This window comes from Caballeronia fortuita (genome assembly GCF_001544835.2).
GTDB classification, from domain to species: Bacteria; Pseudomonadota; Gammaproteobacteria; order Burkholderiales; family Burkholderiaceae; genus Caballeronia; species Caballeronia fortuita.
Genome location: NZ_FCNX02000014.1, coordinates 1 through 26,850 on the forward strand (window position 1 = coordinate 1; position 26,850 = coordinate 26,850).

Below are 26,850 nucleotides of genomic sequence, written 5' to 3' on the forward strand. Positions count from 1 at the left end.
AGCGCGCTCGCAACCCAACTAACCCATCGGCCGCGAAGCGGGCTGGAGCTATTTGGTGCTGAACCAACGAGCCACGCGATGCAATATGGCAGACCGTGCGCGAGCCAAGTCGGGTAATTGCGATGAGGGCACTCTTTAGGCGAGTGCCACGGTGGACGAGAGGACTACCCAACGTGCGTGTGACCGCGGGCCTGAAAAGCTGCTTTCTTTGCCTACTTTCTTTGCAGCAGCAAAGAAAGTAGGTGCCGCCCCGCACAGGGGCAACGCTGATAGACCAAAAAGAAAACGGGATCCGGCGAAAACAAAGCCCCCAAAAATACGCCACCCGTCACCCAAAGAAAACAAAAAAAACACCAACTCCGCGAGAGAAAAACAAAAAACCCGATGCACCTCCAACCCGTAAAGTAGACCAATCGCTGAATGCGGAAAAGCAAGAGGAGAGACAACATGCTGCTAGGCCATCCCGTTCTGTTCAAATCGCTGTGTTATATCGACGGCCGCTGGGTCCACAGCAACAGCGCCGCATCGATTCCAGTAACCAATCCCGCCGATCAAAAAGTTCTCGCCCATGTCCCGATGCTCGACAAGGCGCAAATCGTCGCCTCAGTCGATGCCGCCGACCGCGCGTTTCAGTCATGGCGCTGGATGCCGCAACAAAGGCGCAGCGCGCTGCTCTTGCGCTGGCATGAACTCATCATGCGTCATCAGTCGGACCTCGCCGGCATTCTGTCGCTCGAGCAGGGCAAGCCGCTCGCCGAATCCAAAGGCGAAATCGCCTACGCAGCCAGCTTTGTCGAATGGTTCGCGAACGAAGCCAAGCGCCTCACGGGCCGCACCATTCCCACGCACATCGACGGCGCCCAACTCGGCACCTTGATGGAACCCGTTGGCGTTGCCGCATTGATCACGCCGTGGAATTTCCCCGTCGCGATGATCACGCGCAAGGCCGCCGCGGCGATCGCCGTAGGCTGCACGGTCGTCGTCAAGCCCGCACACGAAACGCCATTCTCCGCGATCGCGCTCGCACAACTCGCCGAAGAAGCAGGCTTTCCACCGGGCGTGTTCAACGTCGTCATCGGCGAGCCGCAAGTCACAATGGAAACACTCGTCAGCGATACGCGCGTGCGTGCCGTCAGCTTCACGGGTTCGACGCGTGTCGGCGGTCTCGTAGCGAAAACGGCAGCACAGGCCGGCATCAAGAAGCTCGCATTGGAACTGGGTGGCAATGCGCCATTCATCGTGACGGAAGACGCCGAACTGGAACAGTCGGTGCGCGTGGCGGTAGGCGCAAAGTTTCAAACGTCGGGACAAGATTGCTGCGCTGCGAACCGCATTCTCGTCGCGCGTCCACTTTATGAGCGATTCGTCGAACGCTATACGGAAGCAGTAAAGGCGCTGCGAGTAGGCACCGCATTCGAAGCGAATGTCGATGTCGGACCGCTCATGCATCAAGCCGCTTTCGATGCAACCGTCGCGCGTGTAGAAGATGCGCGAGCGCAAGGCGCGCGCATCACAACAGGCGGAAAGCCACATACGCTTGGTGGATGGTTCTATGAACCGACAGTCGTCGCCGATGCGGAACCAGGCATGCGTATCTACGATGAAGAGAACTTCGCGCCGATCTCCGCGATAACCCCGTTCGATACGCTCGATGAAGCCGTCACGCTCGCCAACGACACCGAATACGGCCTCGCCGCCTATGTCTGCGCGACGCGCATCGACATCATCTTTCAGCTCGTGCGACGACTCGAGTTCGCAATGGTCTCGGTCAACGGCGTGAAGTTCACCGGTGCACCGATTCCGTTCGGCGGCATGAAGGCATCGGGTCTCGGACGCGAAGGCGGCGCGGAAGGCTTCGAGCCGTTCGTCGAGACGAAATACTTCTGCCTCGGCAATCTCGGCCTGCCGCTCACGAACGCAGCCTGAAAAAATACTTTCAAAGATACGCAATACCGCATAAAGGAGAAGCACATGACCCAGCAGAATTCATCACTCGAACAACTGTTCGCGGAAGACCGCGCGCACTTCATGCATCCGTCGACGCACGCGCACGATCATGCGAGCGGCGCGCTGCCCGGCAAGATCGTCACCGGCGCGAAGGGCATTCGCATTAAGGATCATCAAGGCAGAAGTTATATCGATGCATTCGCCGGTCTCTATTGCGTGAACATCGGCTATGGCCGTACCGAGGTCGCCGAAGCAATCTATGAGCAAGCCAGGAAGCTCGCTTATTACCATACGTATGTGGGTCACTCGACCGATACGATCATCGAGTTGTCTTCGCGCATCATCGACTGGTCGCCGGAAGGCATGAAGAAAGTCTATTACGGCATGTCGGGATCGGATGCGAACGAAACGCAGATCAAGATCGTCTGGTACTACAACAACGTGCTCGGCCGTCCGAAAAAGAAGAAGATCATTTCACGTGAGCGTGGTTATCACGGATCGGGCATCGTCACGGGCAGCTTGACGGGACTGCCGAGTTTCCATCAGAACTTCGATCTGCCGATCGACCGTGTCAAGCACACGGTTTGTCCGCATTGGTATCGCAAGGCGCCCGCTGACATGAGCGAAGCGCAGTTCACCGCATATTGCGTTGAAGAGCTGGAGAAGTTGATCGCGAAAGAAGGCGCGGATACGATCGCCGCATTCATCGCTGAACCGGTGATGGGAACGGGCGGCATCATCACGCCGCCGCAAGGTTATTGGGAAGCTATCCAGGATGTTTTGAAGAAGCACGACATCCTGCTGATCTCCGATGAAGTCGTGTGCGGCTTCGGTCGTCTCGGCTCGAAAATGGGCGCGCAGCACTTCGGCATCAAGCCCGATCTCATTACGGTCGCGAAGGGTTTGACGAGCGCCTATGCGCCGCTGTCCGGCGTGATCGTCGGCGAGAAGGTATGGGATGTCATCGAAAAGGGCTCGCAGGAACATGGTCCGATGGGCCACGGCTGGACCTATTCGGGGCATCCGATATGCGCGGCCGCGGCAATCGCGAACCTCGATATTCTCGAGCGCGAAAACCTCACGCAAAATGCCGCCGATGTCGGCGCCTATTTGCAGCAGCAATTGCACGCTGCATTCGATGCGCATCCGCTCGTCGGTGAAGTGCGCGGCGCAGGCATGTTGGCGGCGCTCGAATTCATGGCCGATAAAGACGCGCGCAAGCCGTTCGATGCGGCGTTGAAGGTCGGCCCGAAGGTATCCGCGGCGGCGCTCGAACGTGGCGTTATTGCACGGGCTATGCCGCACGGCGATATCCTCGGCTTCGCGCCGCCGCTCGTTACCACACGTGAAGAAGCGGATGAAATCGTCGGTATCGTGAAGCAAGCGGTGGATGCGGTGGCGAATGAAGTTATCGGCTCTGCACTCGCTACGCAGGCTATCTGATTGCTCGCGTGCGGTTGTGGAACGCGCGTTGCTCGTTCATCGACGACATCTGAGTGAAAGGAGAGTGACGATGAGCGAAAGCGACGAGAAGCGCCATCAGCAACCGCATGCTGCGCCGCACCCGAACGCGGCGGAGAAGGAGCCCGAGAATCGCCGTCTCGATCAGCATCCTCATCAGACGGCGGAAGTGCCTTATGGGTCGGGTAACGAGCCCGAAGTCGCAGGCAAGGGCGGTCTCGATGCGCAGAATTCGGACATACCCGATCCCGCAAAGCAACATACCGACAAGCTGCGCCCGGACTGATCAAGCTAGCGATGTGTGCATAAAACAAAACGGCCACTAAGGTGGCCGTTTTGTCATTTTCGATTAGCGCGTCGCAATGTACATCGTGATCTCAAAGCCGAAGCGCATATCGGTGAAACTCGGGGTTTCCCACTTCATAGAGCCTCCTTGTGCATTGATTGGCCAGACGGATGCCAAGCCATTGCGCGGTTCATTTCATTCGGGCGCCGTGCAAAGCCGCGCACCCCAAATCGACGCTCTTTCATCGTAACGCGAAACGCACGTGCGGCGATTGGAAATTGCATCGATCTTCATTTAATTTATTTATAACGGCCTGGGGCGATTACCCGAATCGTCAGGTGTTGTACCGATCTTGTCAGGCGCGTTTGCCATGTCAATGCCTTCGGCCTCGCCCGGACGCGGGATAACCCTATCCGCGTCTTTCGGATCGATATTGTTCAGATTATTGCCGCCCGGTGCACGGGGCTTGTCGTGCGTATCGGACGTAGCGGGCTTTTCAGTCATAGCTTTCCTCGTGAGTGCTGTCTCATTCCACGCGCGTCGCTTCGCGCAGTACCGCGTCGGCGCTATCGAAGTTACGATCGGTCATCTTGTTGAGCACGGCCATTACTTCGCCATCAGCGCCATTGCTTTTTGCTAGCGCGATAAGTTTTTCCTTTCCCATCGGATAGTCGGCGCCATTCAATGCGCGAGCGATTTCTTCCGGCCGTGGCTCGTCCGGATGCCGATGATTCTGCGAATGCGCCGGATGCTGTGACATGTCCGCCTCCTGTGTGCGAATCGAAGATAACGCGTACAAGGCAGCAACACGCGTTCCCGTTATCGGGATCGCTTGATGCTTCGTCGGTGATGTCCACACACAAGGGAGGCACTATGGCCATTGCAGCAGACCGCATCTCCGATACCGAAATCAAGGTCGGCAACACTACCTACGTGTTCGAAGCCAAGGCAACCGCCGACGGCTTCCAGCAATGCCTCGGCAACGACACGGAAGAGACCTGCGCGAAGAATCACGCGCCCGTTTCGACGCGTGCCGCATTCGATGAAAGCGGCGCGCCGAAAGGCGAACCGGGCAGCATCATCTCGCCGTCGATGGGCGGCATGCCTTGATGCGCGATGCGCTCATAGCGCCGCGGTGGCGGTCGTCGGACGCGGCGCCAGCGATTCGCGCGTGAGCGCGTCGAGCGGAAGAGGCTTGTCGAAGAAGTACCCTTGCGCCTGCGCTGCGCCCATATCGCGCAATACGGCCAACGTCGCGGCATCTTCGACACCTTCCGCGACGAGCGTCAGATCGAGCGATTCCGCCATACGCACGATTGCACGCACGATCGCGCGGCTGCGCGGGCTTTCTGTCAATTCGAGGATGAACGATTTGTCGATCTTGAGCCCGGTGAACTGATACTGGTGCACATAACTGAGCGATGAAAAGCCCGAGCCGAAATCATCGAGCACGACGGACATGCCGTTGTCCGCGAGCCGCTGCATCGTGCGTCGCGCGAGATCGGGCTCGGCGACGAGCGCGCCTTCGGTCAGTTCAAGACACACCCGCGATGGCGACACGCGATAACGCCGCAACAGCGCGAGCACATCGTCGGCGAATTCTGGGCGCGTCATGCTGTAACTGGAGCAGTTCACATGCACCGGCGGCCAGTGGGCAAAGCGCGCATTGGCAAGAATCGCGGCAACGCGCTCCAGCATGTAGAGATCGAGTCTGCCGATAAGCCTCAACCCTTCGACGGAAGGGAGAAATTCGGCCGGCCCGACGATCTGACCATCGGGTTGATGCCAGCGGATCAATGCTTCGAGCGCGACGATCTCGCCGCTCTTCACATCGACGATAGGCTGGAAATAGGGCAGCAGCTCGTCGTCGCGTTTGATTGCATTGCGCAGCGCGCCTTCGCGTTCCACTTGGTCCGACACCTGGCGTCGCAGTTCCTGATTGAACACGACGAAGCTGTCGCGGCCCGCGTTCTTCACGCGATACATCGCCGTATCGGCATCCCGCAGAAGATCGGCGGGCTCCGTATGGAACTGGCTGTCCGCGCTCACGATACCGATGCTGCACGACGAAAACACGACATGTTCTTCGATGTGAAACGGCAGATCGAACGCGGCGAGGATGCGCTTCGCAATCGATACCGCATCGCGCACGTGCGCGCCCGGCGAGAGCACGGCGAACTCATCACCGCCCAGACGCGCGAGCAGATCGGACACGCGCAGACAATCGCGCAGGCGTGACGCGGCCTGAACCAGCAACAAGTCGCCGAAGTGATGGCCAAGGCTGTCGTTCACGACCTTGAAGCGATCGAGGTCGATGAACATCACCGAAAGCTGATCGCCGCGCGTCTGATAGTCCTGCCACGCGCTGCGCAGCTTGTGCATCAAATGGCTTCGATTCGGCAAGCCCGTCAACGAGTCGTGCGAGTTTTCGTAAAGCAGCCGCGCATTGACGTCGTCGAGTTCGCGCGTGCGCGCCTGCACGCGCGCTTCGAGTTCGAGATTCGCGGCATGCAGCGCTTCGGCGTCGCGGCGGCGTGAAAGGGCCGTGTCGATATGGCGTGACACGAAGGTGAGCAGTTCCTGATCGCGCAGCGAATAGCGCACGAGCGGCGAATAGCTTTGCACGGCGAGCACGCCGCGCACGACATCGCCGTCGAAGAGTGGAATGCCGAGCCATGAACGCAGACGCACTTCGCGATGTTCGGTTTCGAACGCGCCTTCCTCGATGAGGCGCAGCGCCTCCGCATGATCGATGAGGCGCGGGCGGCGCTCACAGATCACGAATTCGGTGAGACCGCGTTGTCCGCGTCGCGGAGCGGGGCGTTCCTCCACGATCTCGTCGACGTAATAGGGAAACGACACTTCGCCCGTTTCCGTTTCGAAGAGCGCGATATAGAAGTTGCGCGCGTAAAGCAGTTCGCCGACGATGCCATGCAGGCTGCGGAAGAACTCCATCATGTCGCCGGGCCGGCTCGACAATTCTGCGATCTGATAGAGCGCAGCTTGCAAATGCTCGGAACGCTCGCGCTCCGCGATGCCGTGACGCAGCGCCGCGTTGAGCTTCGATAGCTCGGACGTGCGCCGCGCGACCTGCTCTTCCAGATCGGCGCGATGCAGAATACGGTCGAGCGCCATCGCAACATGTCGCGCAACGACGAGAAAGAGCGCGCGGTCCTCGGCCGTGTAAATACGCGATACGTCGTAGACTTGCATCGCGAGCATGCCGAATACTTCGTCACTCGCGTTCTTGAGCGGCGCGCCCATCCAGAACTCGGGGCGATCGCCGATGCAATAGAAACGGCCCGCGCGCTCGGCCGCGCAGATATCGGCGGCGGTGATGAAAAGCGGTTGCCCGCTTGTGAGCACCTGGCCCGTCATCGAGAGCCGCGCCGGATTCAGGATGTCGTAGTTCTCCGCCGCGACGACATCGGTATCGATGACGTCGACGTAATACGGATAGGTGATCTTGCCCGTCTTGCGGTCATAGAGCGCGAGATAGAAGTTCTCCGCGTCGATGAGCAGGCCGAGGCGCTCGTGCACGCCGCGCAGAAAGTCGGCGCGTTCCGGCACCGAACTCGCGAGGTACGAGATTTCATAAAGCACGCGCTGGATGAGCTGCGCGCGCGCGAGGGCATCGGCCTGCACGCGTTCGCCTAACGTGCGTGCGAGTTCGGCGAGATGCGTGTCGTCGCGATGGGCGTGCGGCGCGAGCAGCCAGCCGAGCACGCTTTCGCCGCGGCCGGTCGGCCAGCGATGCCAGCCATGCGCCTCGCACGTCTGAGCGAGGCGTTCTTCGGCGATACTGCGCGGCCATTCCTGCGCATCGGAAAGCGGGGCATCGCCGCGGCGCTCGAGATGCAACTGCTCGCCCGCGCGGTACCACGCCCACTGCTGCGGGCAGCCCGTCGCGACGGCCTCGCGCAACAGGGCATCGATCGATGAAGCGACGCTCGCGAAAATCTTCTCGTCGGTCGCCGCTACGCTTGCGGGTTCGACCGCGCTTGCGCGGGCAACCTGCGCATCGTATGCGGGAAACACACTCATCGGCGCTCCAGGCCATATTGCCGCCACGTCGGGCGGTTCTCGTTCAGCGACTACGCTCGCACGCCGCCCGTGGCGCGCGTCTCAAGCAAACGTTCTTATTGGGCTAACGGCAGCCAGCTTACAGCCTTGAGCTTCCGGAACAAAAAAAGCGCCGCACCCGCACGCGTGCCGGGCATTCATGCCGGATGCGTGGCATCGGCGGCTTCGTGCCCGGTAAATCTCTCGCGATACGCTTGCGGCGATACGCCGAGCGAGCGCAGGAAGCCGCGCCGCATCGTTTCCTCGGTGCCGAAACCGCAACGCGCGGCGATGCGCTTGACAGGCAGCGTCGTATCGCCGAGCAGACGGCGCGCGGCTTCGAGGCGCATGCGTTCGATCGAGCGCGCGGGCGTCGTACCCGTCTGCGCGCGGTAATGGCGCACGAAACTGCGCTCGCTCATGCCGACGCGCGCGGCGAGCACGCCCACCGACAAGTCGGCCGCGAGATTTTCCGCGATCCATGCATGCAGCTCGCCGAAACGCTCGCCCGACTTTTGCAGCGACAGCGCCGCGCTAAACTGCGCCTGGCCGCCGGGACGCTTGAGGAACACGACCAGATGGCGCGCGACATCGAGCGCGAGCATGCGTCCAAGATCATCCTCGACAAGCGCGAGCGATAGATCGATGCCCGCCGTCACGCCGGCGGAGGTCCACACGTCGCCGTCGCGGATGAAGATGGGATCGGGCTCGACGCGGATTGCCGGAAAGCGCGTTGCGAGTTCCGCGCAGCGCGTCCAGTGCGTGACGGCGCGCCGTTCGTTGAGCAGACCGGCTGCCGCGAGCAGAAAGGCGCCCGTGCAGACCGACGCCGTGCGCCGCGCATGCGCCGCGTGCTCGCGTACCCAATCGACCAACTCGCGGTCATGCACCGCCCGATGCACGCCCCAGCCGCCCGCGACGATCAGCGTGTCGCAGGCTTCGTGCGCGCCGGGCAACGCTTCGCCGGCGAGCCCGAGTCCCGCCGACGTGTTCACGCTGCCGCCGCGCGACACCACGCGCGGGCGATACGGCTGCGGCAAGCCCGCCGCGACCGCCAGGTCGTTCGCCGATGCAAAAACCTGCAAGGGGCCGGCTACGTCGAGCAATTGCACGTCGGGGAAAGCGAGTATGTCGATGAAGCGCATGGCGTTGTTCTGAAGCGAGATTGGCGCGAAACGTGGGTCGTGTGTCAATTTCGCCATAGCGTAGCGGCGTAGCATCGGGACGTCTACTGCAGAGAACCATCGATCAAGGAGAAGACGATGACGCTACATATCGGCCTGCTGTTGTTTCCGCGCGTTCAGCAACTGGACCTGACCGGTCCCTACGACGTTTTCGCTTCCATGCCCGATACCAAAGTGCATCTGGTATGCAAAACGCGTGATTCCGTCCAATCGAGCGCCGGCATGGTTCTGACGCCCGATGCGAGTTACGCCGATTGCCCCGCGCTCGACGTGTTGTGCGTGCCAGGCGGCTCAGGCGTCGGCGATTTGATGGAGGACGAGGAGACGCTCGCTTTTTTGCGCGAGCAGGCGGCGGGCGCGCGCTACGTAACGTCGGTCTGCACCGGCTCGCTCGTGCTCGGCGCGGCCGGTCTGTTGCGCGGCAAGCAAGCGACGACGCACTGGGCGTATCACGATCTGCTCGCGGAACTGGGCGCAATTCCGGTGCACGCGCGCGTCGTGCGCGACGGCAATCTGTTCACGGGCGGCGGCATTACCGCGGGCATCGATTTCGCGCTGACGCTCGCGGCGGAACTCGTCGGCGAACATGAAGCGCAGGCGATACAGCTGCAGATGGAATACGCGCCCGCGCCGCCGTTCGATTCGGGCGATCCGTCACGCGCGCCCGCGAACGTCGCCGATGATGTGCGCGAGCGTTGCGCACCGTCGCTGGCGGCACGCGGCGCGATCACGGCGCGGGTCGCGGAGCGGTTGAAATCGAATGCTTAATTTAAGAGCACCGCATGGTTCGATGCATGCAAAATTCAAAACGCCAAATGGTTCAATGCATGCAAAACGCAAAATGCGAGACAACGACTAAAACCGTTTCTGCATGAAATAACGCGACTGGCCGGCATGGAAGTCGGCGAGTTCGCCGAACGCTTCATAACCGCAGCGCGCGTAGAGTGCGCGCGCTGCGGGATTGACGGTATCGAGCCACGCGGCGCGGCAGCCGCGTTTCTTCGCTTCGGTTTCGGCGGCGTCGAGCGCGCGTGCGCCCAGACCGCCGCCGCGCGCGTCCTCGCGGATCCACAGCCATTTCACGAAGAGCCAGTCCCACGCCGTGTAGCCCGCGAGACCGCCTATGAAATCGTCGTCACGATAGATCGACACCGAGAGATCGCGCTGATGGCCCGGTCCGAGCTGCGTGCGGTTAAATGCGGCGAGCCCGCCTGCGACATCGCGCTCGAAGGTCGCATCGATCCAGTCGGTGACGGCGAGCGTGAGGTCCGCGGTCATGTCTGAACCACTCGCTTCACGCGGCCGGCGCGACCGATGCGCCCTCGATGCCGTGCCGCGCGAGCGCTTGCGCAACAAAGCCCGAGCGCTTCACGTCTTCGACGAAATCGCGCAGATAACGCGCGGCTTCATCGCCACGACTTTTCGGCAAGCCCATTGCCTGCTGGATCACCATGAAGTGTCCGTCGAGCAGACGCACGCCGGATGAACGCGCGGCATCGGCTGCGAGTTGCTGCTTCACGCCCGCGGCGACTTCGAGACCGTCGCGCAAGAACTCGTCGACAACGGTCTGCGACGACGCTGTCCGAACGATCTGCGCATGCTTGATCTCGCGCGTGAGGAAGAGGTCGTATGCGCTGCCCTTGCCGACCATGATGCGATTGCCTTCGCGATCGACATCCTCGTTGCGCATGAGCGGCGATGCATCGCGCACGAGATAGCAGCCTTCGATCAGCACATACGGCGCGGTGAACGCGATGCCCGCGCCGCGCAGCGGATCGATCGCGAAGAAGCCGATGTCGGCGCCTCCGTTCGTGACGGTCTCGACGGATTCGGCGGCTCTGTCGAACGATGTGAAGGCGACCGGCACACCGAGCCGCGACGCAAGCTCGCGCGCGATATCCACCGATACGCCGCCCGGCTCGCTGCCCGCCGTGCGATGCGCGAGGATCGGGTTGCCTAGATTGATCGATGCGCGCAGCGTGCCCGTCGGCGCGAAGGCGTTCAGCAAGGAAGCAGAAAGGGTCATGGCGTTTCGTCGATGGTTGATGGAGATAGGGCGACACGAGCGATCCGATGCAGAATACGCGAACCGCAACGGCTCTGCCAAAGGAACGACATGCAACGCGCACGCATCGACAGCAAGGAATTGATTGAGCGTCTGAAGCTCGAACCGCATCCGGAAGGCGGATTCTTTCGCGAGACCTATCGCGCGAGCGGCAAGGTCACGCGCGAAAACGAAGTTGAAACGCGTTCGGCGTCGACCGCGATTTACTTCCTGCTTTGCGATGGCGCGCATTCGGCATGGCATCGCATTCGTTCGGATGAAGTCTGGCACTTCTACGCGGGCGATCCCGTCGATGTGCACGTGCTCGATGCGAACGGCGGGCTCGTCACGCATCGACTCGGCAATGCCCTCGACCATGCCGATAGCGTGTTTCAGGCGGTTGTCGAAGCGGGCAACTGGTTCGCGGCCGAATGTCGCGATACAGAGGGCGCGGCGCTCGTCGGCTGCACGGTCGCGCCCGGCTTCGAGTTCAGCGAGTTCGAACTTGCCGCACCGGGCGCGCTCGAATCAAGCTATCCGCAGCATCGTGAACTGATCGCGCGGCTGAGCCTTAAAGCATGACGCTTCGCGCGTGAGTGCGGTTATCATCGCGCGCATCATCGACAACAACACAAGGTCAGGCATGAGCGCAGTGCGCCGCGGGATTCAATCGATCGAAGTAGGTGGCGCGCTGTTGCGCGCGCTCGTGGATCACGGCGGCCCGATGCTGCTCGGCGATCTCGCGAAGAAGGCGGGCATGCCGTCGGCGAAGGCGCATCCGTATCTCGTGTCGTACGGCAATCTCGGCCTGATACAGCAGGACCCTGCAACCGGCCGCTACGAGCTCGGCCCGTTCGCCTTGCAGATGGGTCTGATCAGTCTGCAACGCGTCGATCCGGTGCGCCTCGCGATCGCGGAACTGGCGAGCATGACGCCGCGCATCGATCACACGGTCGCGCTCGCGAGCGCGGGCAGCTATGGACCGACGATCGTTCATATCCAGCAGGCGAGCGTGCCCATTCACGTGACGATGCGCACTGGCACGGTGATGTCCTTACTGCAGACCGCAACGGGCCGCGCATTCGCCGCCTTTTTACCGCCGATGACAGTCGATGCGCTCGTCGCGATCGAGCGAGCGGGCGCGTTGCAGACAGGCGCGAAGCTGCGCGAGTACACGCGTGCTCAAATCGACGCGATGCTCGCGCAAGTGCGCGAACGCGGCATCGCGCGCGCAATCGACGAACCGGTCGCGGGCATCAGCGCGATGAGCGCGCCGGTCTTCGATCACACGCGCAACATCGTGCTCGCGATCACGGCGATCGGCCCGAGCGGCTCGTTCGACGGCGCCTGGAACGGCGATATCGCAGAGGCGCTGCGCGTCTGCGCGCAACGCGTATCGAAGATGCTCGGCTTTGTCGTCGTCTGACCGATAGCGCGCGGTCACACGGGCCGCCAGTGCCCCGGCACCCACTGCCAGTGGTTGCCTTCCCATCGATAATGCCCCTTCACCCAGCGATACCCCGTCGCGGGCGGCGGCGGCATGACTTCCGCCACGGGCGCGGGCTGCTGCGGCGGCGCCGGTTCGACGACGCAACCCGAGAGCAGCGAGCCCGCCGTCATCGCGCTGACCAGCATCAGTGAAGCCTTCGCTTTCATCATTTTCATCCTCTAATGTTCATATGGGTTCCGGGGCATTCGCCGCCTGAATCTTGAACGCGCGTTCGCGGAAGGACCGTCGCACGTGCATGTAAGCGGATGTAAGTGCGCGCCCGTGAATTGGGGTAAACGCACATTCAACAATATAAAACGACTTGTACAATGATGAACAACTAAGCGAAAGCAAAGCGATTCGAGCCGATTGAGACGATCGACATGTCCGTGAACTACGCCAGTCTGCGTTTCGACTATCAGCGCGCGCCCGAACACGACGCGCCCGCATCGTCGCCGTATCCCGTCGCGGTGATCGGCGCGGGGCCGGTCGGTCTCGCCACGGCGATCGATCTTGCGCAGCAGGGCGTACGCACCGTGCTGCTCGACAACGACGACACCGTGTCGAGCGGATCGCGCGCCATCTGCTTCGCCAAGCGCACGCTCGAAATCTTCGATCGTCTCGGCTGCGGCGACAGGATGATCGAGAAGGGCGTGAGCTGGAATGTCGGCAAGGTATTTCTCCACGAAGACCTCGTCTATACGTTCAATCTTCTGCCGGAAACGGGACATTCGCGGCCCGCGTTCATCAACTTGCAGCAGTACTACGTCGAAGGCTTTCTCGCCGAACGTGCGATGCAACTGGAGCAGTTGCAGTTGCGCTGGAAGAGCAACGTGACCGGCGTGACGCAACACGACGAGCACGTCGAATTGCAGATCGAAACGCCCGACGGCGTGTATGTGCTCAAGGCGCGTTACGTCGTAGCCGCCGATGGCTCGCGCAGCGCGATGCGCGGGTTGCTCGGTCTCGACAGTCATGGCCGCACGTTCAAGGATCGGTTCCTGATCGCCGATGTGAAGATGAAGGCGCCGTTCCCGACCGAGCGCTGGTTCTGGTTCGATCCGCCGTTTCATCGCAATCAGTCGGTGCTGCTGCATCGTCAGCCGGACAACGTGTGGCGCATCGATTTTCAGCTTGGATGGGACGCCGATCCGGTCGCGGAGAAAGCGCCCGAGCGCGTGATTCCGCGCGTCAAAGCGTTGCTCGGCGAGGACGCTGAGTTCGAACTCGAATGGGTGAGCGTCTACACGTTCTCGTGTCTGCGCATGGACGATTTCAGGCACGGGCGCATCATCTTCGCGGGCGATTCGGCGCATGGCGTGTCGCCGTTCGGCGCGCGTGGCGCAAACAGCGGCGTGCAGGATGCGGACAATCTCGCGTGGAAACTGAAGCTCGTCGTGAACGGCGATGCACCGCATACGCTGCTCGATACCTACGCATCCGAGCGCGAATATGCCGCCGACGAAAACATCCTCAACTCGACGCGCGCGACCGACTTCATTACGCCGAAAAGCCCTGTTTCAAGGCTTTTTCGCGACGCGACGCTCAACCTCGCGAAGGACTGCGCGTTCGCGCGGCGCATGACGAACAGCGGCCGGCTATCGGTGCCCGCGGTGTTGCGCGACTCGACGCTCAACACGCCCGACAAGGAAGGCGACGTCTTCGATTGCGCGATGATGCCCGGCGCGCCCTGCGTCGATGCGCCCGTGCGCGTCGATGACGAAGACGCGTGGCTCTTGCCGCAGACGCACGGCGGCAGGTTCACGGGCATCTATTTCTGCGGGCTGGGTCACGGTCCCGAGGTCTGCGCACAGCGTCTCGCGGCGCTGTCGAACGGGCCGATTCCTGTCGGCGCGCTCATCGTCGTGCCGCGCGGTATGTCGTGTTCGGTGCCGGGCGTGACGGTGGTCGAAGATATGGAAGGGATGGTCGCGCATCGCTTCGATGCGCGGCCGGGCACGTTCTATCTGCTGCGTCCCGATCAACACGTGTGCGCGCGCTGGCGCGCCTTCGATGCCGCATCGGTCGCGGCCGCGGTAAAGCGTGCAACCTGCAACGGGTGACCAATCGTATGAAGCTCAATCTCGAACTGAATATCGCGGATCACGATGCGTTCTACGAGCGCCTCATCGACACGCACAACGGCCTCTCCGACGAAGCGAGCCAGATGCTCAACGCGAAGCTCGTGCTGTTGCTCGCGAATCATATCGGCGATAACGAAGTGCTGAGCGAAGCGCTCGCGATGGCGCGTCACGGCCTCGCCGCGAACTGATCGTCCAGCGCAATGCCCACGCGCGCGCAGATGAAAGCGCCGATGCTGTCGATGTCGTTCAGATCGAACGTCGGCAAGGACGAGTCGATCGCGGCGGCATCGTCGGTGGCGATTGCAATGATCTGCACGTCGGTCTTGTAGAGCGGATCGCGTCCCGCCGACGGCCGTACGACTTCGAGACGCGGCATGGCTTCGCGCGCGAATCCTTCGACGATCACGAGGTCCGCGTCCGATAAACGCGCGGCCAGTTCCGCGAGCGGCGGCTCCGCGTCGCCATTCAACTCGCGCACGATCGCATAGCGAAACGGCGATGCGATCAACACTTCACCCGCGCCCGCGCGACGAAAGCGAGCACTGTCCTTGCCCGGCGGCTCCAGCTCGATCGAATGATGACTGTGCTTGATGACGTTAGCCGTGATGCCGCGTGCGCGCAGCCACGGCAACAGCGTTTCGATCAACGTGGTTTTGCCTTGCCCCGAGCGGCCCGTGATGCCGAAGAGCGGCGGGTGCTGCGGAACCATACGCGAGTTCATGCGCGAGTTTATGTGACTCATATGAACGTAGTTCTGTCTCGGATCGGACGAGTGTAACGGCTCGATGGCGAGCGGGGAGAATTCGCGCTATCGTCAGGCATTGCCTTTGCGGCGATACGCGCCGGAACAGGAACGCTCCGACCCCGACGCCTGAGCCTCAGCACATCAAAGGAACCGACATGGCCGAAGACAATCCCAGCACCGCGCTTGCACCGCAGCAGTTCTCCATCGACGTGATGCTCGAAAAATATGCGAAGGGCGACGAAACGCGCGTCGAGGATATCTATCGTCGCGTGGCGCGTGGTGTCGCGCAAGCCGAGCCGCAAGAGACGCGCGCCAAGATCGAGACGGAGTTCGTCGATAACTTCAAACGCGGCGCGCTTGGAGCAGGCCGCATCATGAGCGCGGCGGGCGCGGGCATCGACGCGACGCTCATCAACTGTTTCGTGCAACCCGTCGGCGATGCGATACAGGATGTCGACAGCAACGGCTTGCCGGGCATCTACGTCGCGCTGTTGCAGGCGGCCGAAACGATGCGACGTGGCGGCGGCGTCGGCTATAACTTTTCGGCGATACGTCCGCGCGGCGCACGCGTGCACTCCACAGGATCGGCGGCATCGGGTCCGTGCAGCTACATGGATGTGTTCGATGCATCGTGCCGAACCGTCGAGAGCGCGGGCGCGCGGCGTGGCGCGCAGATGGGCATACTCGATTGCTCGCATCCCGATCTGCTCGAATTCATCGCGGCCAAGCATACGAAAGGGCGCTGGAACAACTTCAACGTGTCGATCGCGGTGACCGACGAATTCATGCAGGCCGTCGCCGATGACGCGACATGGCAGCTCGTCCACAAGGCCGAGCCGTCGCCCGCGCAACGCGCAGCCGAGGACATGCATCAGCGCGACGACGGCTTGTGGGTCTATCGCGAAGTGCAGGCGCGCGAAGTGTGGAACACGATCATGCGTTCGACCTACGATGTCGCGGAGCCGGGCGTCGTGTTCATGTCGCGCATGAACGACGACAACAACCTGCGCGCGATCGAAGCGATCCGCGCGACCAACCCGTGCGGCGAACAACCGCTGCCCGCATACGGTTGCTGCAATCTCGGTCCGCTCAATCTCACGCGTTGCGTGCGCGATCCGTTTGCGCAGATGCGCGCCGGCGTGCCGTCGTTCGACTGGGACGCCCTCGCGCAAATGACGCGCACGCAAGTACGTTTTCTCGACGACGTGCTCGACGTCACGCTCTGGCCGCTCGAAGAGCAGGCGCGCGAAGCGGCGGCGAAGCGGCGTATCGGCGTGGGCTTCACGGGACTGGGCGATACGCTGGTGATGCTCGGCTTGCGTTACGACGCGCAGGAAGGGCGCGACTTCGCCACGCGTGTCGCCCGCACGATGCGCGACGAAGCGTATCGCGCCTCGGTCGAACTGGCGAAAGAGCGCGGCAAGTTTCCGCTTTTCGATGCGAAGCGTTATCTCGAAGCGGGCACGTTCGCCTCGCGCCTGCCGGACGACATCAAGAGCGCGATACGCGAGCACGGCATCCGCAACAGTCATCTGCTGTCGATCGCGCCAACCGGCACCGTGAGCCTCGCGTTCGCGGACAACGCATCGAACGGCATCGAGCCCGCGTTCTCCTGGACCTATCAGCGCACCAAGCGCATGGCCGATGGCTCGCGTCAGACGTTTGCGGTGGAGGATCACGCGTACCGGCTGTATCGCGAGATGGGCGGCGATGTGAATGCGCTGCCCGACTATTTCGTGAGCGCGCTCGATATGTCCGCGCACGATCACATGGAGATGATGGCGGCGGTGCAGCCTTTCGTCGACACGTCGATCTCGAAGACCGTGAACGTCCCGGCCGATTACCCGTTCGACAAGTTCCAGGACCTTTACTTCGAAGCGTGGCGGCGCGGCTTGAAAGGGCTTGCGACGTATCGGCCGAACGAGACGCTGGGCGCGGTGCTATCGGTTGCGCCCGCCGAAACGCCCAGCGATTCGCCCGATCCGGAACTCGACCTCGATCCGCTGCGTATCGCGATCGATCATCGGCCGAAGGGCGCGTTGCCCGCGATCATCGAGAAGGTCGAGTATCTGACGCAGGCGGGGAAGAAGTCGCTTTATCTCGCGGTGTCGTTCATCGAAGTGACGGGGCGCATAGGCGGCGAGGACGTGACGATCGAGCGGCCCATCGAGTTCTTCATTCCCACCGGTCAGCGCGACGAATCGCAGCAATGGATAACGGCGACGATGCGTTCGATCTCGCTCGCTGCACGCGGCGGCTTCGCGGCGCGCACGCTGCAGGATATGCGCAAGGTGTCGTGGGATCGGGGGCAGGTGCGTCTTGGCGATGTCGAACGGCTCGACGGACATCGCAGCCCGCGCTGGCACGATTCGGAAGTGGCCGCGCTAGCGTATGCGATCCAGCAAATTCTTTATCGGCGTGGCTTTCTCGATGCAGAAGGCAACCAGGTACCGTCGCGCGTGCTTGCGCGCAAGGGCGCCGATCGCACGCCGCATCCGGTAGCTGTAGCCGATGAAAGCGACGAAGTAGCCGAAGGTGTCGCGCAAGCCGAAGTCGATCCGCATACCCTTCCCCTCATGCACGGCCGCAAGTGCGCGACGTGCGGCGCCAATGCCGTCATTCGCAAGGACGGCTGCGACTTCTGCACGGCATGCGGCGAAATCGGCGCGTGCGGTTGAGTTCAAGAAAAAGGCGCGGGCTTGTGTCCGCGCCTTTGATGTCACGCCCGGTGCGAGCGTTCGGTAGTCTCTTTCGATTCCTGCTCGACCGGCGACGTACGTTCCGCGTGTTGCGTGAACGGATGCCACACGGGCGTGAACGAAGGCAGTTCGTCCAAAAGCGAAAACTGATCGAGTGACGTGTTATCGAACATGATGACCTCTCGAATCCTGTGCTGACGGCGCGTCTCAGCGCGTCACGTTGACTTGCGTGGCCGAGCCGTTGGCATACTCGACGATCTCGCGGTTACGCGCTTCCGCTTGCGCCGCATCGCGTGCGCGTTGGTCGCTTTGCGCGGCCACCGCATCGCCCCACATGCTGCGATCCGGATACGTGTTGCGGTTCAACGCCGGCAACGAGCCGTTCGAATAGGCGGCGGCGAGTTCGGCACGCACTTGCGCCCGCGTCTTCGGCGTATCGCTCGCACTGCTTTGCGTTTGCGTTTGCACCTGATACGTGCCCGCGTGACCGATGCCCTGACCGCTCTCCGCAAAAGCAGTCGTCGTGACGACAGCGGAGATGGCTGCGAGAGAGAACCCCGTGATGAGTTGTTTCATGCTTGCGACTCCTTTCATTCCGGTGCTGCGTGCGGGCAAATGCGGATTGCATTCGGCGATGAGCACGCTGCGTTGGGAATGAATGTAGTCGCGCGGCGGATGCGGATAAATGCCGTATCGGCGAATAGATTTATCGATTCCGGCGAATAATCGCGCAGAGGCTTGTTGCGTGGGCTTCTCGGATGCCTCGCTACGCGACGATATCCTCGGTGCCGGCAACTTCCGGCGTGCCATGGCGCACGATGGTCGGCGACGGCGTGCTCGTCGGCAGGCAGCGCTCCTCCGCATCCTTCTGACCTTGCAACAGCGGGCAGCGCTCGAACAACTCGGCGGCCCAGTCGACGAACACGCGCACCTTCGGCGACAGATGCCGGTTATGCGGATACACCGCGGAAATAGGCATCGGCAGCGGATTCCATTGCGGCAGCACCTCGACGAGTTCGCCCGCGCGCAGATGCGGCAGCGCCATGAAACGCGGCACCTGAATGATGCCGACGCCCTTCAGTCCGCAACTCAGATACGCTTCGGCGTCGTTCACCGCGACCATGCCGCGCATCTTCACTTCGATGGTTTCATCGTCGACGACGAAATCCATGTCCATGATGCGCCCCGTGCGGCTCGAAAAATAATTGACCGCCGAGTGATTCTGCAAATCGTCGATGGACTTCGGCGTACCGTTGCGTTCGAGATATTGCGGCGACGCCACTGTCACGCCCTGAAACACCCCGATGCGCCGCGCGACGAGACTCGAATCCTGCAGCGTGCCGACGCGGATCACGCAATCGACGCCTTCCTGAATCAGATCGACGGGCTTATCGCCGAAGCCCAGCATCAGTTCGATCTCCGGATAGCGCGTGTGGAACTCGCATAGCTGCGGCATGACGATAAGGCGCCCGATCGCGCCAGGCATGTCCACGCGCAGTTTGCCGTGCGGGCCCTTGCCGTTATTCGAAAACGAGCCTTCCGCTTCCTCGATGTCCGCGAGAATGCGCACGCAGCGTTCGTAATACGCTGCGCCGTCGGGCGTGAGATTGAGCCTGCGCGTCGTGCGCTGAAGCAGCCGCACGTTCAGATGCGCTTCCAGATTCTGGATGATCGTCGTGACCGATGCACGCGGCAGATTGAGCGTGTCCGCTGCGCGCGAAAAGCTGTTGGTGTCGACGACGCGGGTGAAGACCTGCATTGCTTGTAGCCGATCCATGTTCTCTCACCTTCTTTGCTTAGCAGCGCACCGAATTAAGCGCGCGCTAAAGAATGACCGAAAAAATAATCGCGAGGGATAACCACGATTGTTCGGTGCGACCGAATTGTGTTGCCGGATTATAGGCATTTATTAAAAAAGGCGCGGACTCCAGAATTCGCAGCATCGCAACCTATGCGTAAAGGCCTTTCAGCATCGGCCTCGCACGGAAAATAACCATGGCATCACTGCTGGATCTGGAGTCGGGCCCGCGTTTGTGCATCGAAGATGTGCACATCACGGGGCACGCGCAGCCGATCACCTTGCGCAGCTATCGTCCTGCGTCGGACGGGACCGTGCTGCCCATCGTTCTTTACTTTCACGGCGGCGGTTTTATTCGCGGCGGACTCGACGACGCCGACACGGCCGCCGCGACGATCGCACGCGATACGCCGGCGTGGGTCGTGTCCGTGGGCTATTCCCTCGCGCCGAAGTTTCCGTTTCCCGCCGCGCCCGAAGACGGCTATCGCGCGGCGCAATGGGCGGTCGCGCATGCTCGCTCGCAGCGCGCGGACCCGCAGCGCATCGGCGTGGCGGGTCACGATGCGGGCGGCAATCTCGCGACTTGCGTCGCTGCAATCGCACGCGATCGTGGCGATATTCGCATGTCCGCGCAGGCGCTGCTCGCCCCGTTGCTCGATCCGAGCCTTACGCGCATGGCCGACGAACGCAAAGTGCTGTGCCCCGATTTCGAAGCGTGCGAGTGCGCGCAGTGGTATCGCGCGTATCTGCCGAATCCGTCGCAACGTTTGCATCCGTATGCCGCGCCGCTCGAATCGCGCCGGCTGGGCGGTCTGCCGCCCGCGATGATCGCAAGCGCCGAGCACGATCTGCTGCATATCGAAGCGGAGAAATACGCGGGCGAACTCATCGCCGCGGGCGTGCCGACCGAGGTCACGCGTCACTGCAAGACTTCGCACCAGGCGCTCGCCGCGCATCCCGACGCACTCGCCGATGTCGTCGCGTTCTTCAGGAAACGCCTTGCGCGCGCGAAGTAGACGCAAAAAAAGAGCGCAAGAAACGGCACGCCAGACACGCCATACACAACAACAATCTCAACGCTAATCGGAGCCTTCACATGTCATTCACTCGCAAACGTATCTACGCGGCGCTGGGCGCGGCGCTGATCGTGGCCGGCGCAGGCGGTTATACCGTCTTGCGCGGCCACGGCGATTCGGCGATCAACGAAGCCAAAGCCGCAGCGCATAGCCCGACCGCCACCGAAGTCGATGTTGCCGCCGTCGTATCGAAGACCATCACCGACTGGCAGAGCTACTCGGGCCGGCTCGAAGCGGTCGATCACGTCGACATTCGCCCGCTCGTGCCGGGCACGATCGTCGCCGTGCATTTCAAGGACGGCCAGCTCGTGAAGAAGGGCGATGCGCTCTTCACCATCGACCCGCGTCCTTACGAAGCCGAAGTGGATCGCGCGCAGGCGCAGCTCGCGGCGGCGCAGGCGCGCAACGGTTATACGTCGACGGATGCGGCGCGTGCCGAACGCCTGCTCGCCGACAACGCGATCGCCAAGCGCGATTACGACGAGAAGCAGAACGCCGCGCGCGAGGCCGTCGCCAACCTGAAGGCCGCGCAGGCTGCGCTCGAAACCGCGAAGATCAATCTCGCGTACACGCATATCGTCGCGCCGGTTTCGGGCCGCGTATCGCGCGCCGAACTCACGGTGGGCAACATCGTGTCGACGGGTGCAAACGCGCCTTTGCTCACGACGCTCGTGTCCGTGTCGCCGATCTACGCATCGTTCGATGTCGACGAACAAACGTACCTGCGTTATCTCGGCCGCGATGCGGGCAACACGGTGCCGGTGTCGCTCGGTCTTGCGAACGAGGACGGTTATTCGCGCGATGGCGTCGTCGATTCGGTCGATAACCGGCTCGATACGACGTCCGGCACGATCCGCGTGCGCGCGCGCTTCAACAATCCGGACGGCACGCTCGTGCCGGGTCTCTATGCGCGCGTGAAGGTCGGCGGCGGCTCGCCGCATCCGGCCGTGCTCGTGGAAGACGAAGCCATCGGCACGGATCAGGACAAGAAGTACGTCATGGTCGTCGACAAGGACAACCGCGTGCAGTACCGCGAAGTCACGCTGGGTCAGACACATGAAGGCCTGCGCGTCATCACGAAGGGCCTGCAGCCCGGAGAGCGCATCGTCGTGAACGGCTTGCAGCGCGTGCGTCCGAACGATGTGATCAAGGCCAACAACGTCGCGATGAACGATGACGACAAGGCGCCCGCCGTGAAAACGGCATCGGCGCAATAAGTCATTCGCAACAGACAGAACTCGTCATGAACATATCCAAATTCTTCATCGATCGCCCGATCTTTGCGGGCGTGCTCTCGGTGATCGTGCTGCTGGCGGGCATCATCGCGATGTTCAAGCTGCCGATCTCCGAGTATCCGGAAGTCGTGCCGCCTTCGGTCGTCGTGCATGCGCAGTATCCCGGCGCGAACCCGAAGGTGATCGCGGAGACCGTGGCCTCGCCGCTCGAAGAGCAGATCAACGGCGTCGAGGACATGCTCTACATGCAGTCGCAAGCCAATAGCGACGGCAACCTCACGACTACCGTCACGTTCAAGCTCGGCACCGACCCGGACAAGAACACGCAGCTCGTGCAGAACCGCGTGAACCAGGCATTGCCGCGCTTGCCGCAGGACGTGCAGCGTCTCGGCGTGACGACGATCAAGTCGTCGCCCACGCTCACGATGGTCGTCCATTTGAACTCGCCCAATGGCCGCTACGACATGACGTATCTGCGCAATTACGCGCTGATCAACGTGAAGGACCGGCTCGAACGCATCGCGGGTGTGGGCGAAGTGCAGTTGTGGGGCTCGGGCGATTACTCGATGCGCGTGTGGCTCGATCCGCAAAAGGTCGCGCAGCGCGGCATGACCGCAACCGATGTGGTCAACGCGATCCGCGAACAGAACGTGCAGGTCGCGGCGGGCGTGATCGGCGGATCGCCGACGCTGCCCAACGTGCCGCTGCAACTGAACGTGAACGCGCGCGGCCGCTTGCAGAACGAGTCGGAGTTTCGCGACATCGTGCTGAAGACGTCGCCCGATGGCGCGGTAACGCATCTTTCGGATGTCGCGCGCGTCGAGCTGGCCGCATCCGAATATGGTCTGCGTTCGCTGCTCGACAACAAGTCGGCGGTTGCAATCGCAATCAATCAGCAGCCCGGCGCAAACTCGCTGCAGATTTCCGACGAAGTCCGCAAGTCGATGAAGGAACTGCAAGCGGACATGCCAGCGGGCCTCGAATACCAGATCGTGTATGACCCGACGCAGTTCGTGCGCTCAAGTATCGAAGCGGTGATCCACACGCTCGCCGAAGCGATCGCGCTGGTGGTGCTCGTCGTGATCGTGTTCCTGCAAACATGGCGCGCGTCGATCATTCCGCTGCTCGCGGTGCCGGTGTCGATCGTCGGTACGTTCTCGTTGCTGCTGGCGTTCGGGTTCTCGATCAACGCGTTGTCGTTGTTCGGGATGGTGCTTGCCATCGGTATCGTCGTCGATGATGCGATCGTGGTCGTGGAAAACGTCGAGCGCAACATCGAAGCGGGCTTATCGGCGAGAGAAGCAACGTATCAGGCGATGCGCGAAGTGAGCGGACCGATTATCGCCATCGCGCTGACGCTCGTCGCCGTGTTCGTGCCGCTCGCGTTCATGTCGGGTCTCACGGGCCAGTTCTACAAGCAGTTCGCGATGACCATCGCCATCTCGACGGTGATCTCCGCGTTCAATTCGCTGACGCTGTCGCCCGCGCTCGCTGCATTGCTTCTGAAAGGCCATGACGAGCCGAAGGACTGGCTCACGCGCGGCATGGACCGCGTGTTCGGCGGCTTCTTCCGCGCGTTCAACAAGGTCTTTCATCGCGGCTCGGATGCATACGGCAAGGGCGTGAAGAGCGTCATCAACCGCAAGGCGCTGATGATGGTCGTGTATGCCGTGCTGCTCGGCGGCGCGGTGCTGATGGGCAAGATCGTGCCGGGCGGCTTCGTGCCCGCGCAGGACAAGGAGTATCTGATCAGCTTCGCGCAGTTGCCGAACGGCGCATCGCTCGATCGCACCGAAGGCGTGATTCGCGAGATGTCCGCCATCGCGCTGAAGCAGCCTGGCGTGGAAAGCGCGGTGGAGTTTCCGGGCTTGTCGGTGAACGGCTTCACCAACTCGTCGAGCGCGGGCATCGTGTTCGTTACGCTGAAGCCCTTCAAGGACCGGGTGCATGACAAGGCGCTGTCGGCGGGTGCGATTGCCGGTGCGCTGAATCAGAAGTACGCCGGCATCAAGGGTTCGTTCATCGCCGTGTTCCCGCCGCCGCCGGTGCTCGGCCTCGGCACGCTCGGCGGCTTCAAGATGCAGCTCGAGGATCGCGGCGCGCTCGGCTATGCGGCACTCGCCGATGCGACGCAGGCGTTCATCAAGCGCGCATCGCAAACGCCTGAACTCGGCCCGACGTTCTCCAGCTATCAGATCAACGTGCCGCAGTTGAACGTCGATCTGGATCGCGTGAAGGCGAAGCAGCTCGGCGTCTCCGTGACGGACGTGTTCGACACGATGCAGGTCTATCTCGGCTCGCTCTACGTGAACGACTTCAACCGCTTCGGACGCGTGTATCAGGTGCGCGTGCAGGCCGATGCGCCGTTTCGCGCGAACCCGGAAGACATCGGCTTGCTGAAGACGCGTAACGCGAATGGCGACATGGTGCCGTTGTCGTCGCTCGTGAAGGTGACGCCTACGTATGGTCCGGAAATGGTCGTGCGTTACAACGGCTATACCGCCGCCGATATCAACGGCGGTCCTGCGCCGGGTTATTCGTCGGGTCAGGCGCAGGCGGCGGCGGAGCGCATCGCGGCGGAAGTGCTGCCGCGCGGGATCAAGTTCGAATGGACCGATCTCACGTATCAGCAGATCCTGGCAGGCAACGCGGCGCTGTGGGTGTTCCCGATCAGCGTGCTGCTCGTGTTCCTCGTGCTCGCGGCCTTGTATGAAAGCCTGACGCTGCCGCTCGCGGTGATCCTGATCGTGCCGATGAGCATTCTGTCCGCGTTGCTCGGCGTATGGCTCACCGATGGCGACAACAACATCTTCACGCAGATCGGCTTGATGGTGCTGGTGGGCCTGTCGGCGAAGAACGCGATTCTGATCGTCGAGTTCGCGCGCGAGCTTGAGATGCAGGGGCGCTCGATCGTGCAGGCCGCGATCGAAGCGAGCCGCCTGCGTCTGCGCCCGATCCTGATGACGTCGATCGCGTTCATCATGGGCGTGGTGCCGCTCGTGCTGTCGACGGGCGCGGGCTCGGAAATGCGTCATGCGATGGGCGTCGCGGTGTTCTTCGGCATGCTGGGCGTGACGCTCTTCGGTCTCATGCTCACGCCGGTGTTCTACGTGATCCTGCGCAAGCTGTCGCGCACTGAACATGTGACGGACAAGCACGGCTCGCATCCGCAGATGCGTGGTATCGGTGCTTCGCCAGAAGCGCAATGAGGTCAACAATGAACAAGCTGCATGTTTTATCGAGTCTGATGGCGTCGTTGCTGCTGGTCGCGGGCTGCTCGCTCGCGCCCACTTACGAGAAGCCCGATGTCCACGCGCCGTCCGCCTACAAGGAAACGCCGCAAAAGACGCTCGACGGATCGGAGGCGGGTACCTGGAAGACCGCGCAACCTTCGGAAGAGATGATGCGCGGCGAATGGTGGACGATTTTCGACGACGCCACGCTCAACGATCTGGAAAAGCAGGCGCAGGACGCGAACCAGAACCTGAAGGCGGCGGCCGCGCGCGTGAAGGAAGCGCGGGCGATCAACCAGACGGCGCGCGCGGGCCTCTTCCCGACGCTCGATGCGGGCTTCGGCCCGACGCGCGAGAAGTTTTCGCCGGCATCGCAGTTCCTGCCCGCCGATGGCAACGTGCCCGCGCAAACGCTGTGGCGCGCGCAGGCGAGCGTGTCGTATGAGGTCGATCTGTTCGGCCGCGTATCGAACTCGGTGCAGGCCGCGAACGCCGACACGCAGCAAAGCGAAGCGTTGTTCCGTTCGGTGCAACTGGCGTTGCAGGCGGACGTCGCGCAGAACTATTTCAATCTGCGCGAGCTCGATGCGGAGAGCGATGTCTTTACGCGCACCGTGCAGTTGCGCGAGCAGGCGCTGAAGCTCGTGCAGCGCCGCTACACGGAAGGCGATATCAGCGAACTCGACGTCGCGCGCGCGAAGTCGGAACTCGCCACGGCGCGTTCCGATGCGATGACGGTGCAACGTCTGCGCGCGGCGTCGGAACATGGTCTCGCCGTGCTGCTCGGCAAGTCGCCCGCCGAATTCACGATGGCCGCGAATCCGCTTCAGCCGGTCACGGTGCGCGTGCCACCGGGTCTGCCTTCGGCGCTGCTCGAACGTCGTCCGGATGTCGCTGCTGCAGAACGTGCGATGGCGGCGGCCAATGCGCGTATCGGCGTGGCGAAGGCGGCGTTCTTCCCGTCGCTGACGTTGACGGGTTCGGGCGGTTTCGAATCGGCGACGCTCGGCGATCTCTTCAAGTGGTCGAGCCGCACGTTCCTGCTCGGGCCGTTCGCGGGCACGGCGCTGAACATCCCGATCTTCGATGGCGGCCGCCGCAAGGGCAATCTAGCCAATGCGCGCGCGATCTATGAAGAGGATTCGGCGAATTATCGCCAGCAGGTGCTCGTCGCGTTCCGCGAGGTGGAGGACAATCTGTCGGACCTGCGCATCCTCGAAGATCAGACCGCGACGCAGGACGATGCGGTGAAGGCCTCGGTGCGCGCGGCGCAGTTATCGCGCACGCAGTACACCGAAGGTGCGGTGAACTATCTCGACGTGATCGATGCGGAACGCACCGTGTTGCAGACGCAACGCGCATCGGTGCAATTGCGCGGCACGCAGGCGGTTTCGACGGTAAATCTGATTCGCGCGCTGGGCGGCGGATGGGGCGATGCGAAGCCCACGCCGGTGCCCGAGCCGAGTCTCGCACAGAAGTGACGTGAACGTGGCCCTGCATTGCGCGG

General features: G+C 62.4%; 26 protein-coding genes. 14 read left to right on the forward strand and 12 right to left on the reverse strand.

What is annotated here, in order from left to right; genetic code table 11:
- The first annotated feature begins 447 nt into the window (after positions 1 to 447).
- The 3 genes from AWB77_RS24460 (at position 448) to AWB77_RS24470 (ending at position 3,694) form a co-directional block, all read left to right on the forward strand.
- Entirely contained in the window at positions 448 to 1,926 is a 1,479-nt protein-coding gene (locus AWB77_RS24460; protein ID WP_061137046.1) for an NAD-dependent succinate-semialdehyde dehydrogenase, read from the forward strand.
- A 45-nt stretch (positions 1,927 to 1,971) separates the two neighbouring features.
- Positions 1,972 to 3,390, forward strand: a complete 1,419-nt coding sequence (locus AWB77_RS24465) for an aspartate aminotransferase family protein (RefSeq protein WP_061137047.1) — start codon at positions 1,972 to 1,974, stop codon at positions 3,388 to 3,390.
- Between the two features lie 70 nt (positions 3,391 to 3,460).
- The gene (locus tag AWB77_RS24470) at positions 3,461 to 3,694 is read left to right on the forward strand and encodes a hypothetical protein (RefSeq protein WP_244158638.1); all 234 of its coding nucleotides are present in this window, start codon (positions 3,461 to 3,463) and stop codon (positions 3,692 to 3,694) included.
- 63 nt (positions 3,695 to 3,757) lie between these two features.
- On the opposite strand, the gene pqqA is transcribed toward AWB77_RS24470, so the two are convergent.
- The 3 genes from pqqA to AWB77_RS24475 all read right to left on the reverse strand — a co-directional run bounded on the left by pqqA (position 3,758) and on the right by AWB77_RS24475 (position 4,454).
- Complete coding sequence (gene pqqA / locus AWB77_RS37245) at positions 3,758 to 3,832, reverse strand: pyrroloquinoline quinone precursor peptide PqqA (RefSeq protein WP_008353049.1); 75 nt, start codon at positions 3,830 to 3,832, stop codon at positions 3,758 to 3,760.
- A gap of 165 nt (positions 3,833 to 3,997) precedes the next feature.
- Entirely contained in the window at positions 3,998 to 4,198 is a 201-nt protein-coding gene (locus AWB77_RS36125) for a hypothetical protein (protein ID WP_157694919.1), read from the reverse strand.
- A gap of 22 nt (positions 4,199 to 4,220) precedes the next feature.
- Positions 4,221 to 4,454 (reverse strand): DUF2795 domain-containing protein, encoded by a 234-nt coding sequence (locus AWB77_RS24475; protein WP_061137048.1) that lies wholly within the window; start codon positions 4,452 to 4,454, stop codon positions 4,221 to 4,223.
- Positions 4,455 to 4,567: 113 nt separating this feature from the next.
- Here AWB77_RS24475 and AWB77_RS24480 point away from each other — a divergent pair, with 113 nt between their 5' ends.
- Positions 4,568 to 4,804, forward strand: a complete 237-nt coding sequence (locus AWB77_RS24480) for a hypothetical protein (protein WP_061137049.1) — start codon at positions 4,568 to 4,570, stop codon at positions 4,802 to 4,804.
- A gap of 12 nt (positions 4,805 to 4,816) precedes the next feature.
- Here AWB77_RS24480 and AWB77_RS24485 read toward each other — a convergent pair whose 3' ends face one another.
- Together AWB77_RS24485 and AWB77_RS24490 are read right to left on the reverse strand one after the other, a co-directional pair.
- A complete protein-coding gene (locus AWB77_RS24485; protein WP_061137050.1) occupies positions 4,817 to 7,738 on the reverse strand; it encodes a bifunctional diguanylate cyclase/phosphodiesterase in 2,922 nt (973 codons plus the stop codon).
- A 176-nt stretch (positions 7,739 to 7,914) separates the two neighbouring features.
- Positions 7,915 to 8,958, reverse strand: coding sequence for a GlxA family transcriptional regulator (locus tag AWB77_RS24490; protein ID WP_061137051.1), 1,044 nt, complete (start codon positions 8,956 to 8,958; stop codon positions 7,915 to 7,917).
- A gap of 60 nt (positions 8,959 to 9,018) precedes the next feature.
- Here AWB77_RS24490 and AWB77_RS24495 point away from each other — a divergent pair, with 60 nt between their 5' ends.
- On the forward strand, positions 9,019 to 9,708 hold the full coding sequence (locus AWB77_RS24495) for a DJ-1/PfpI family protein (protein ID WP_061137052.1): 690 nt from the start codon (positions 9,019 to 9,021) through the stop codon (positions 9,706 to 9,708).
- Between the two features lie 87 nt (positions 9,709 to 9,795).
- On the opposite strand, the gene AWB77_RS24500 is transcribed toward AWB77_RS24495, so the two are convergent.
- Together AWB77_RS24500 and AWB77_RS24505 are read right to left on the reverse strand one after the other, a co-directional pair.
- Positions 9,796 to 10,218, reverse strand: a complete 423-nt coding sequence (locus tag AWB77_RS24500) for a GNAT family N-acetyltransferase (protein ID WP_061137053.1) — start codon at positions 10,216 to 10,218, stop codon at positions 9,796 to 9,798.
- 16 nt (positions 10,219 to 10,234) lie between these two features.
- A complete protein-coding gene (locus tag AWB77_RS24505; RefSeq protein ID WP_061137054.1) occupies positions 10,235 to 10,966 on the reverse strand; it encodes an ABC transporter substrate-binding protein in 732 nt (243 codons plus the stop codon).
- A gap of 90 nt (positions 10,967 to 11,056) precedes the next feature.
- Between AWB77_RS24505 and AWB77_RS24510 the strand changes: the two genes are divergently transcribed.
- Complete coding sequence (locus AWB77_RS24510) at positions 11,057 to 11,566, forward strand: cupin domain-containing protein (RefSeq protein ID WP_061137055.1); 510 nt, start codon at positions 11,057 to 11,059, stop codon at positions 11,564 to 11,566.
- Between the two features lie 61 nt (positions 11,567 to 11,627).
- Entirely contained in the window at positions 11,628 to 12,410 is a 783-nt protein-coding gene (locus tag AWB77_RS24515; protein ID WP_061137056.1) for an IclR family transcriptional regulator, read from the forward strand.
- Positions 12,411 to 12,424: 14 nt separating this feature from the next.
- Here AWB77_RS24515 and AWB77_RS24520 read toward each other — a convergent pair whose 3' ends face one another.
- Positions 12,425 to 12,640: a YXWGXW repeat-containing protein gene (locus AWB77_RS24520; protein WP_061137223.1), complete on the reverse strand. Its 216-nt coding sequence runs from the start codon at positions 12,638 to 12,640 to the stop codon at positions 12,425 to 12,427.
- A gap of 216 nt (positions 12,641 to 12,856) precedes the next feature.
- Here AWB77_RS24520 and AWB77_RS24525 point away from each other — a divergent pair, with 216 nt between their 5' ends.
- The gene (locus AWB77_RS24525) at positions 12,857 to 14,536 is read left to right on the forward strand and encodes an FAD-dependent oxidoreductase (RefSeq protein ID WP_061137057.1); all 1,680 of its coding nucleotides are present in this window, start codon (positions 12,857 to 12,859) and stop codon (positions 14,534 to 14,536) included.
- An 8-nt stretch (positions 14,537 to 14,544) separates the two neighbouring features.
- Positions 14,545 to 14,745, forward strand: coding sequence for a DUF2783 domain-containing protein (locus AWB77_RS24530; RefSeq protein WP_061137058.1), 201 nt, complete (start codon positions 14,545 to 14,547; stop codon positions 14,743 to 14,745).
- Here AWB77_RS24530 and mobB read toward each other — a convergent pair.
- A complete protein-coding gene (gene mobB / locus AWB77_RS24535) occupies positions 14,724 to 15,266 on the reverse strand; it encodes a molybdopterin-guanine dinucleotide biosynthesis protein B (RefSeq protein ID WP_061137059.1) in 543 nt (180 codons plus the stop codon). The genes AWB77_RS24530 and mobB overlap by 22 nt on opposite strands.
- Before the next feature lie 191 nt (positions 15,267 to 15,457).
- Between mobB and AWB77_RS24540 the strand changes: the two genes are divergently transcribed.
- Positions 15,458 to 17,980, forward strand: a complete 2,523-nt coding sequence (locus AWB77_RS24540) for an adenosylcobalamin-dependent ribonucleoside-diphosphate reductase (protein WP_061137060.1) — start codon at positions 15,458 to 15,460, stop codon at positions 17,978 to 17,980.
- Positions 17,981 to 18,021: 41 nt separating this feature from the next.
- Here the strand turns inward: AWB77_RS24540 and AWB77_RS36485 are convergent, their stop codons facing one another.
- The 3 genes from AWB77_RS36485 to AWB77_RS24550 all read right to left on the reverse strand — a co-directional run bounded on the left by AWB77_RS36485 (position 18,022) and on the right by AWB77_RS24550 (position 19,778).
- Positions 18,022 to 18,174: a hypothetical protein gene (locus AWB77_RS36485; protein WP_167354179.1), complete on the reverse strand. Its 153-nt coding sequence runs from the start codon at positions 18,172 to 18,174 to the stop codon at positions 18,022 to 18,024.
- 34 nt (positions 18,175 to 18,208) lie between these two features.
- Positions 18,209 to 18,577 carry a DUF4148 domain-containing protein gene (locus AWB77_RS24545; RefSeq protein ID WP_061137224.1) on the reverse strand — a complete coding sequence of 123 codons (369 nt, stop codon included), beginning with the start codon at positions 18,575 to 18,577 and terminating at the stop codon, positions 18,209 to 18,211.
- Between the two features lie 190 nt (positions 18,578 to 18,767).
- A complete protein-coding gene (locus tag AWB77_RS24550; protein ID WP_061137061.1) occupies positions 18,768 to 19,778 on the reverse strand; it encodes a LysR family transcriptional regulator in 1,011 nt (336 codons plus the stop codon).
- A gap of 218 nt (positions 19,779 to 19,996) precedes the next feature.
- Here AWB77_RS24550 and AWB77_RS24555 point away from each other — a divergent pair, with 218 nt between their 5' ends.
- The 4 genes from AWB77_RS24555 (at position 19,997) to AWB77_RS24570 (ending at position 26,824) form a co-directional block, all read left to right on the forward strand.
- Positions 19,997 to 20,815 carry an alpha/beta hydrolase gene (locus tag AWB77_RS24555; RefSeq protein ID WP_061137062.1) on the forward strand — a complete coding sequence of 273 codons (819 nt, stop codon included), beginning with the start codon at positions 19,997 to 19,999 and terminating at the stop codon, positions 20,813 to 20,815.
- Positions 20,816 to 20,895: 80 nt separating this feature from the next.
- On the forward strand, positions 20,896 to 22,092 hold the full coding sequence (locus AWB77_RS24560) for an efflux RND transporter periplasmic adaptor subunit (protein ID WP_061137063.1): 1,197 nt from the start codon (positions 20,896 to 20,898) through the stop codon (positions 22,090 to 22,092).
- Positions 22,093 to 22,118: 26 nt separating this feature from the next.
- A complete protein-coding gene (locus AWB77_RS24565) occupies positions 22,119 to 25,319 on the forward strand; it encodes an efflux RND transporter permease subunit (RefSeq protein WP_061137064.1) in 3,201 nt (1,066 codons plus the stop codon).
- Complete coding sequence (locus tag AWB77_RS24570; protein ID WP_061137065.1) at positions 25,316 to 26,824, forward strand: efflux transporter outer membrane subunit; 1,509 nt, start codon at positions 25,316 to 25,318, stop codon at positions 26,822 to 26,824. Before AWB77_RS24565 ends, AWB77_RS24570 begins: the two co-directional genes overlap by 4 nt.
- Positions 26,825 to 26,850 lie beyond the last annotated feature (26 nt).

Coding starts and splice junctions, on each gene's coding strand:
- AWB77_RS24460 (WP_061137046.1), top strand. CDS start 448: ATGCTGCTAGGCCATCCCGTTCTGTTCAAATCGCTGTGTTATATCGAC.
- AWB77_RS24465 (WP_061137047.1), top strand. CDS start 1,972: ATGACCCAGCAGAATTCATCACTCGAACAACTGTTCGCGGAAGACCGC.
- AWB77_RS24470 (WP_244158638.1), top strand. CDS start 3,461: ATGAGCGAAAGCGACGAGAAGCGCCATCAGCAACCGCATGCTGCGCCG.
- AWB77_RS36125 (WP_157694919.1), bottom strand. CDS start 4,198: ATGACTGAAAAGCCCGCTACGTCCGATACGCACGACAAGCCCCGTGCA.
- AWB77_RS24475 (WP_061137048.1), bottom strand. CDS start 4,454: ATGTCACAGCATCCGGCGCATTCGCAGAATCATCGGCATCCGGACGAG.
- AWB77_RS24480 (WP_061137049.1), top strand. CDS start 4,568: ATGGCCATTGCAGCAGACCGCATCTCCGATACCGAAATCAAGGTCGGC.
- AWB77_RS24485 (WP_061137050.1), bottom strand. CDS start 7,738: ATGAGTGTGTTTCCCGCATACGATGCGCAGGTTGCCCGCGCAAGCGCG.
- AWB77_RS24490 (WP_061137051.1), bottom strand. CDS start 8,958: ATGGCGAAATTGACACACGACCCACGTTTCGCGCCAATCTCGCTTCAG.
- AWB77_RS24495 (WP_061137052.1), top strand. CDS start 9,019: ATGACGCTACATATCGGCCTGCTGTTGTTTCCGCGCGTTCAGCAACTG.
- AWB77_RS24500 (WP_061137053.1), bottom strand. CDS start 10,218: ATGACCGCGGACCTCACGCTCGCCGTCACCGACTGGATCGATGCGACC.
- AWB77_RS24505 (WP_061137054.1), bottom strand. CDS start 10,966: ATGACCCTTTCTGCTTCCTTGCTGAACGCCTTCGCGCCGACGGGCACG.
- AWB77_RS24510 (WP_061137055.1), top strand. CDS start 11,057: ATGCAACGCGCACGCATCGACAGCAAGGAATTGATTGAGCGTCTGAAG.
- AWB77_RS24515 (WP_061137056.1), top strand. CDS start 11,628: ATGAGCGCAGTGCGCCGCGGGATTCAATCGATCGAAGTAGGTGGCGCG.
- AWB77_RS24520 (WP_061137223.1), bottom strand. CDS start 12,640: ATGAAAGCGAAGGCTTCACTGATGCTGGTCAGCGCGATGACGGCGGGC.
- AWB77_RS24525 (WP_061137057.1), top strand. CDS start 12,857: ATGTCCGTGAACTACGCCAGTCTGCGTTTCGACTATCAGCGCGCGCCC.
- AWB77_RS24530 (WP_061137058.1), top strand. CDS start 14,545: ATGAAGCTCAATCTCGAACTGAATATCGCGGATCACGATGCGTTCTAC.
- mobB (WP_061137059.1), bottom strand. CDS start 15,266: ATGGTTCCGCAGCACCCGCCGCTCTTCGGCATCACGGGCCGCTCGGGG.
- AWB77_RS24540 (WP_061137060.1), top strand. CDS start 15,458: ATGGCCGAAGACAATCCCAGCACCGCGCTTGCACCGCAGCAGTTCTCC.
- AWB77_RS36485 (WP_167354179.1), bottom strand. CDS start 18,174: ATGTTCGATAACACGTCACTCGATCAGTTTTCGCTTTTGGACGAACTG.
- AWB77_RS24545 (WP_061137224.1), bottom strand. CDS start 18,577: ATGAAACAACTCATCACGGGGTTCTCTCTCGCAGCCATCTCCGCTGTC.
- AWB77_RS24550 (WP_061137061.1), bottom strand. CDS start 19,778: ATGGATCGGCTACAAGCAATGCAGGTCTTCACCCGCGTCGTCGACACC.
- AWB77_RS24555 (WP_061137062.1), top strand. CDS start 19,997: ATGGCATCACTGCTGGATCTGGAGTCGGGCCCGCGTTTGTGCATCGAA.
- AWB77_RS24560 (WP_061137063.1), top strand. CDS start 20,896: ATGTCATTCACTCGCAAACGTATCTACGCGGCGCTGGGCGCGGCGCTG.
- AWB77_RS24565 (WP_061137064.1), top strand. CDS start 22,119: ATGAACATATCCAAATTCTTCATCGATCGCCCGATCTTTGCGGGCGTG.
- AWB77_RS24570 (WP_061137065.1), top strand. CDS start 25,316: ATGAGGTCAACAATGAACAAGCTGCATGTTTTATCGAGTCTGATGGCG.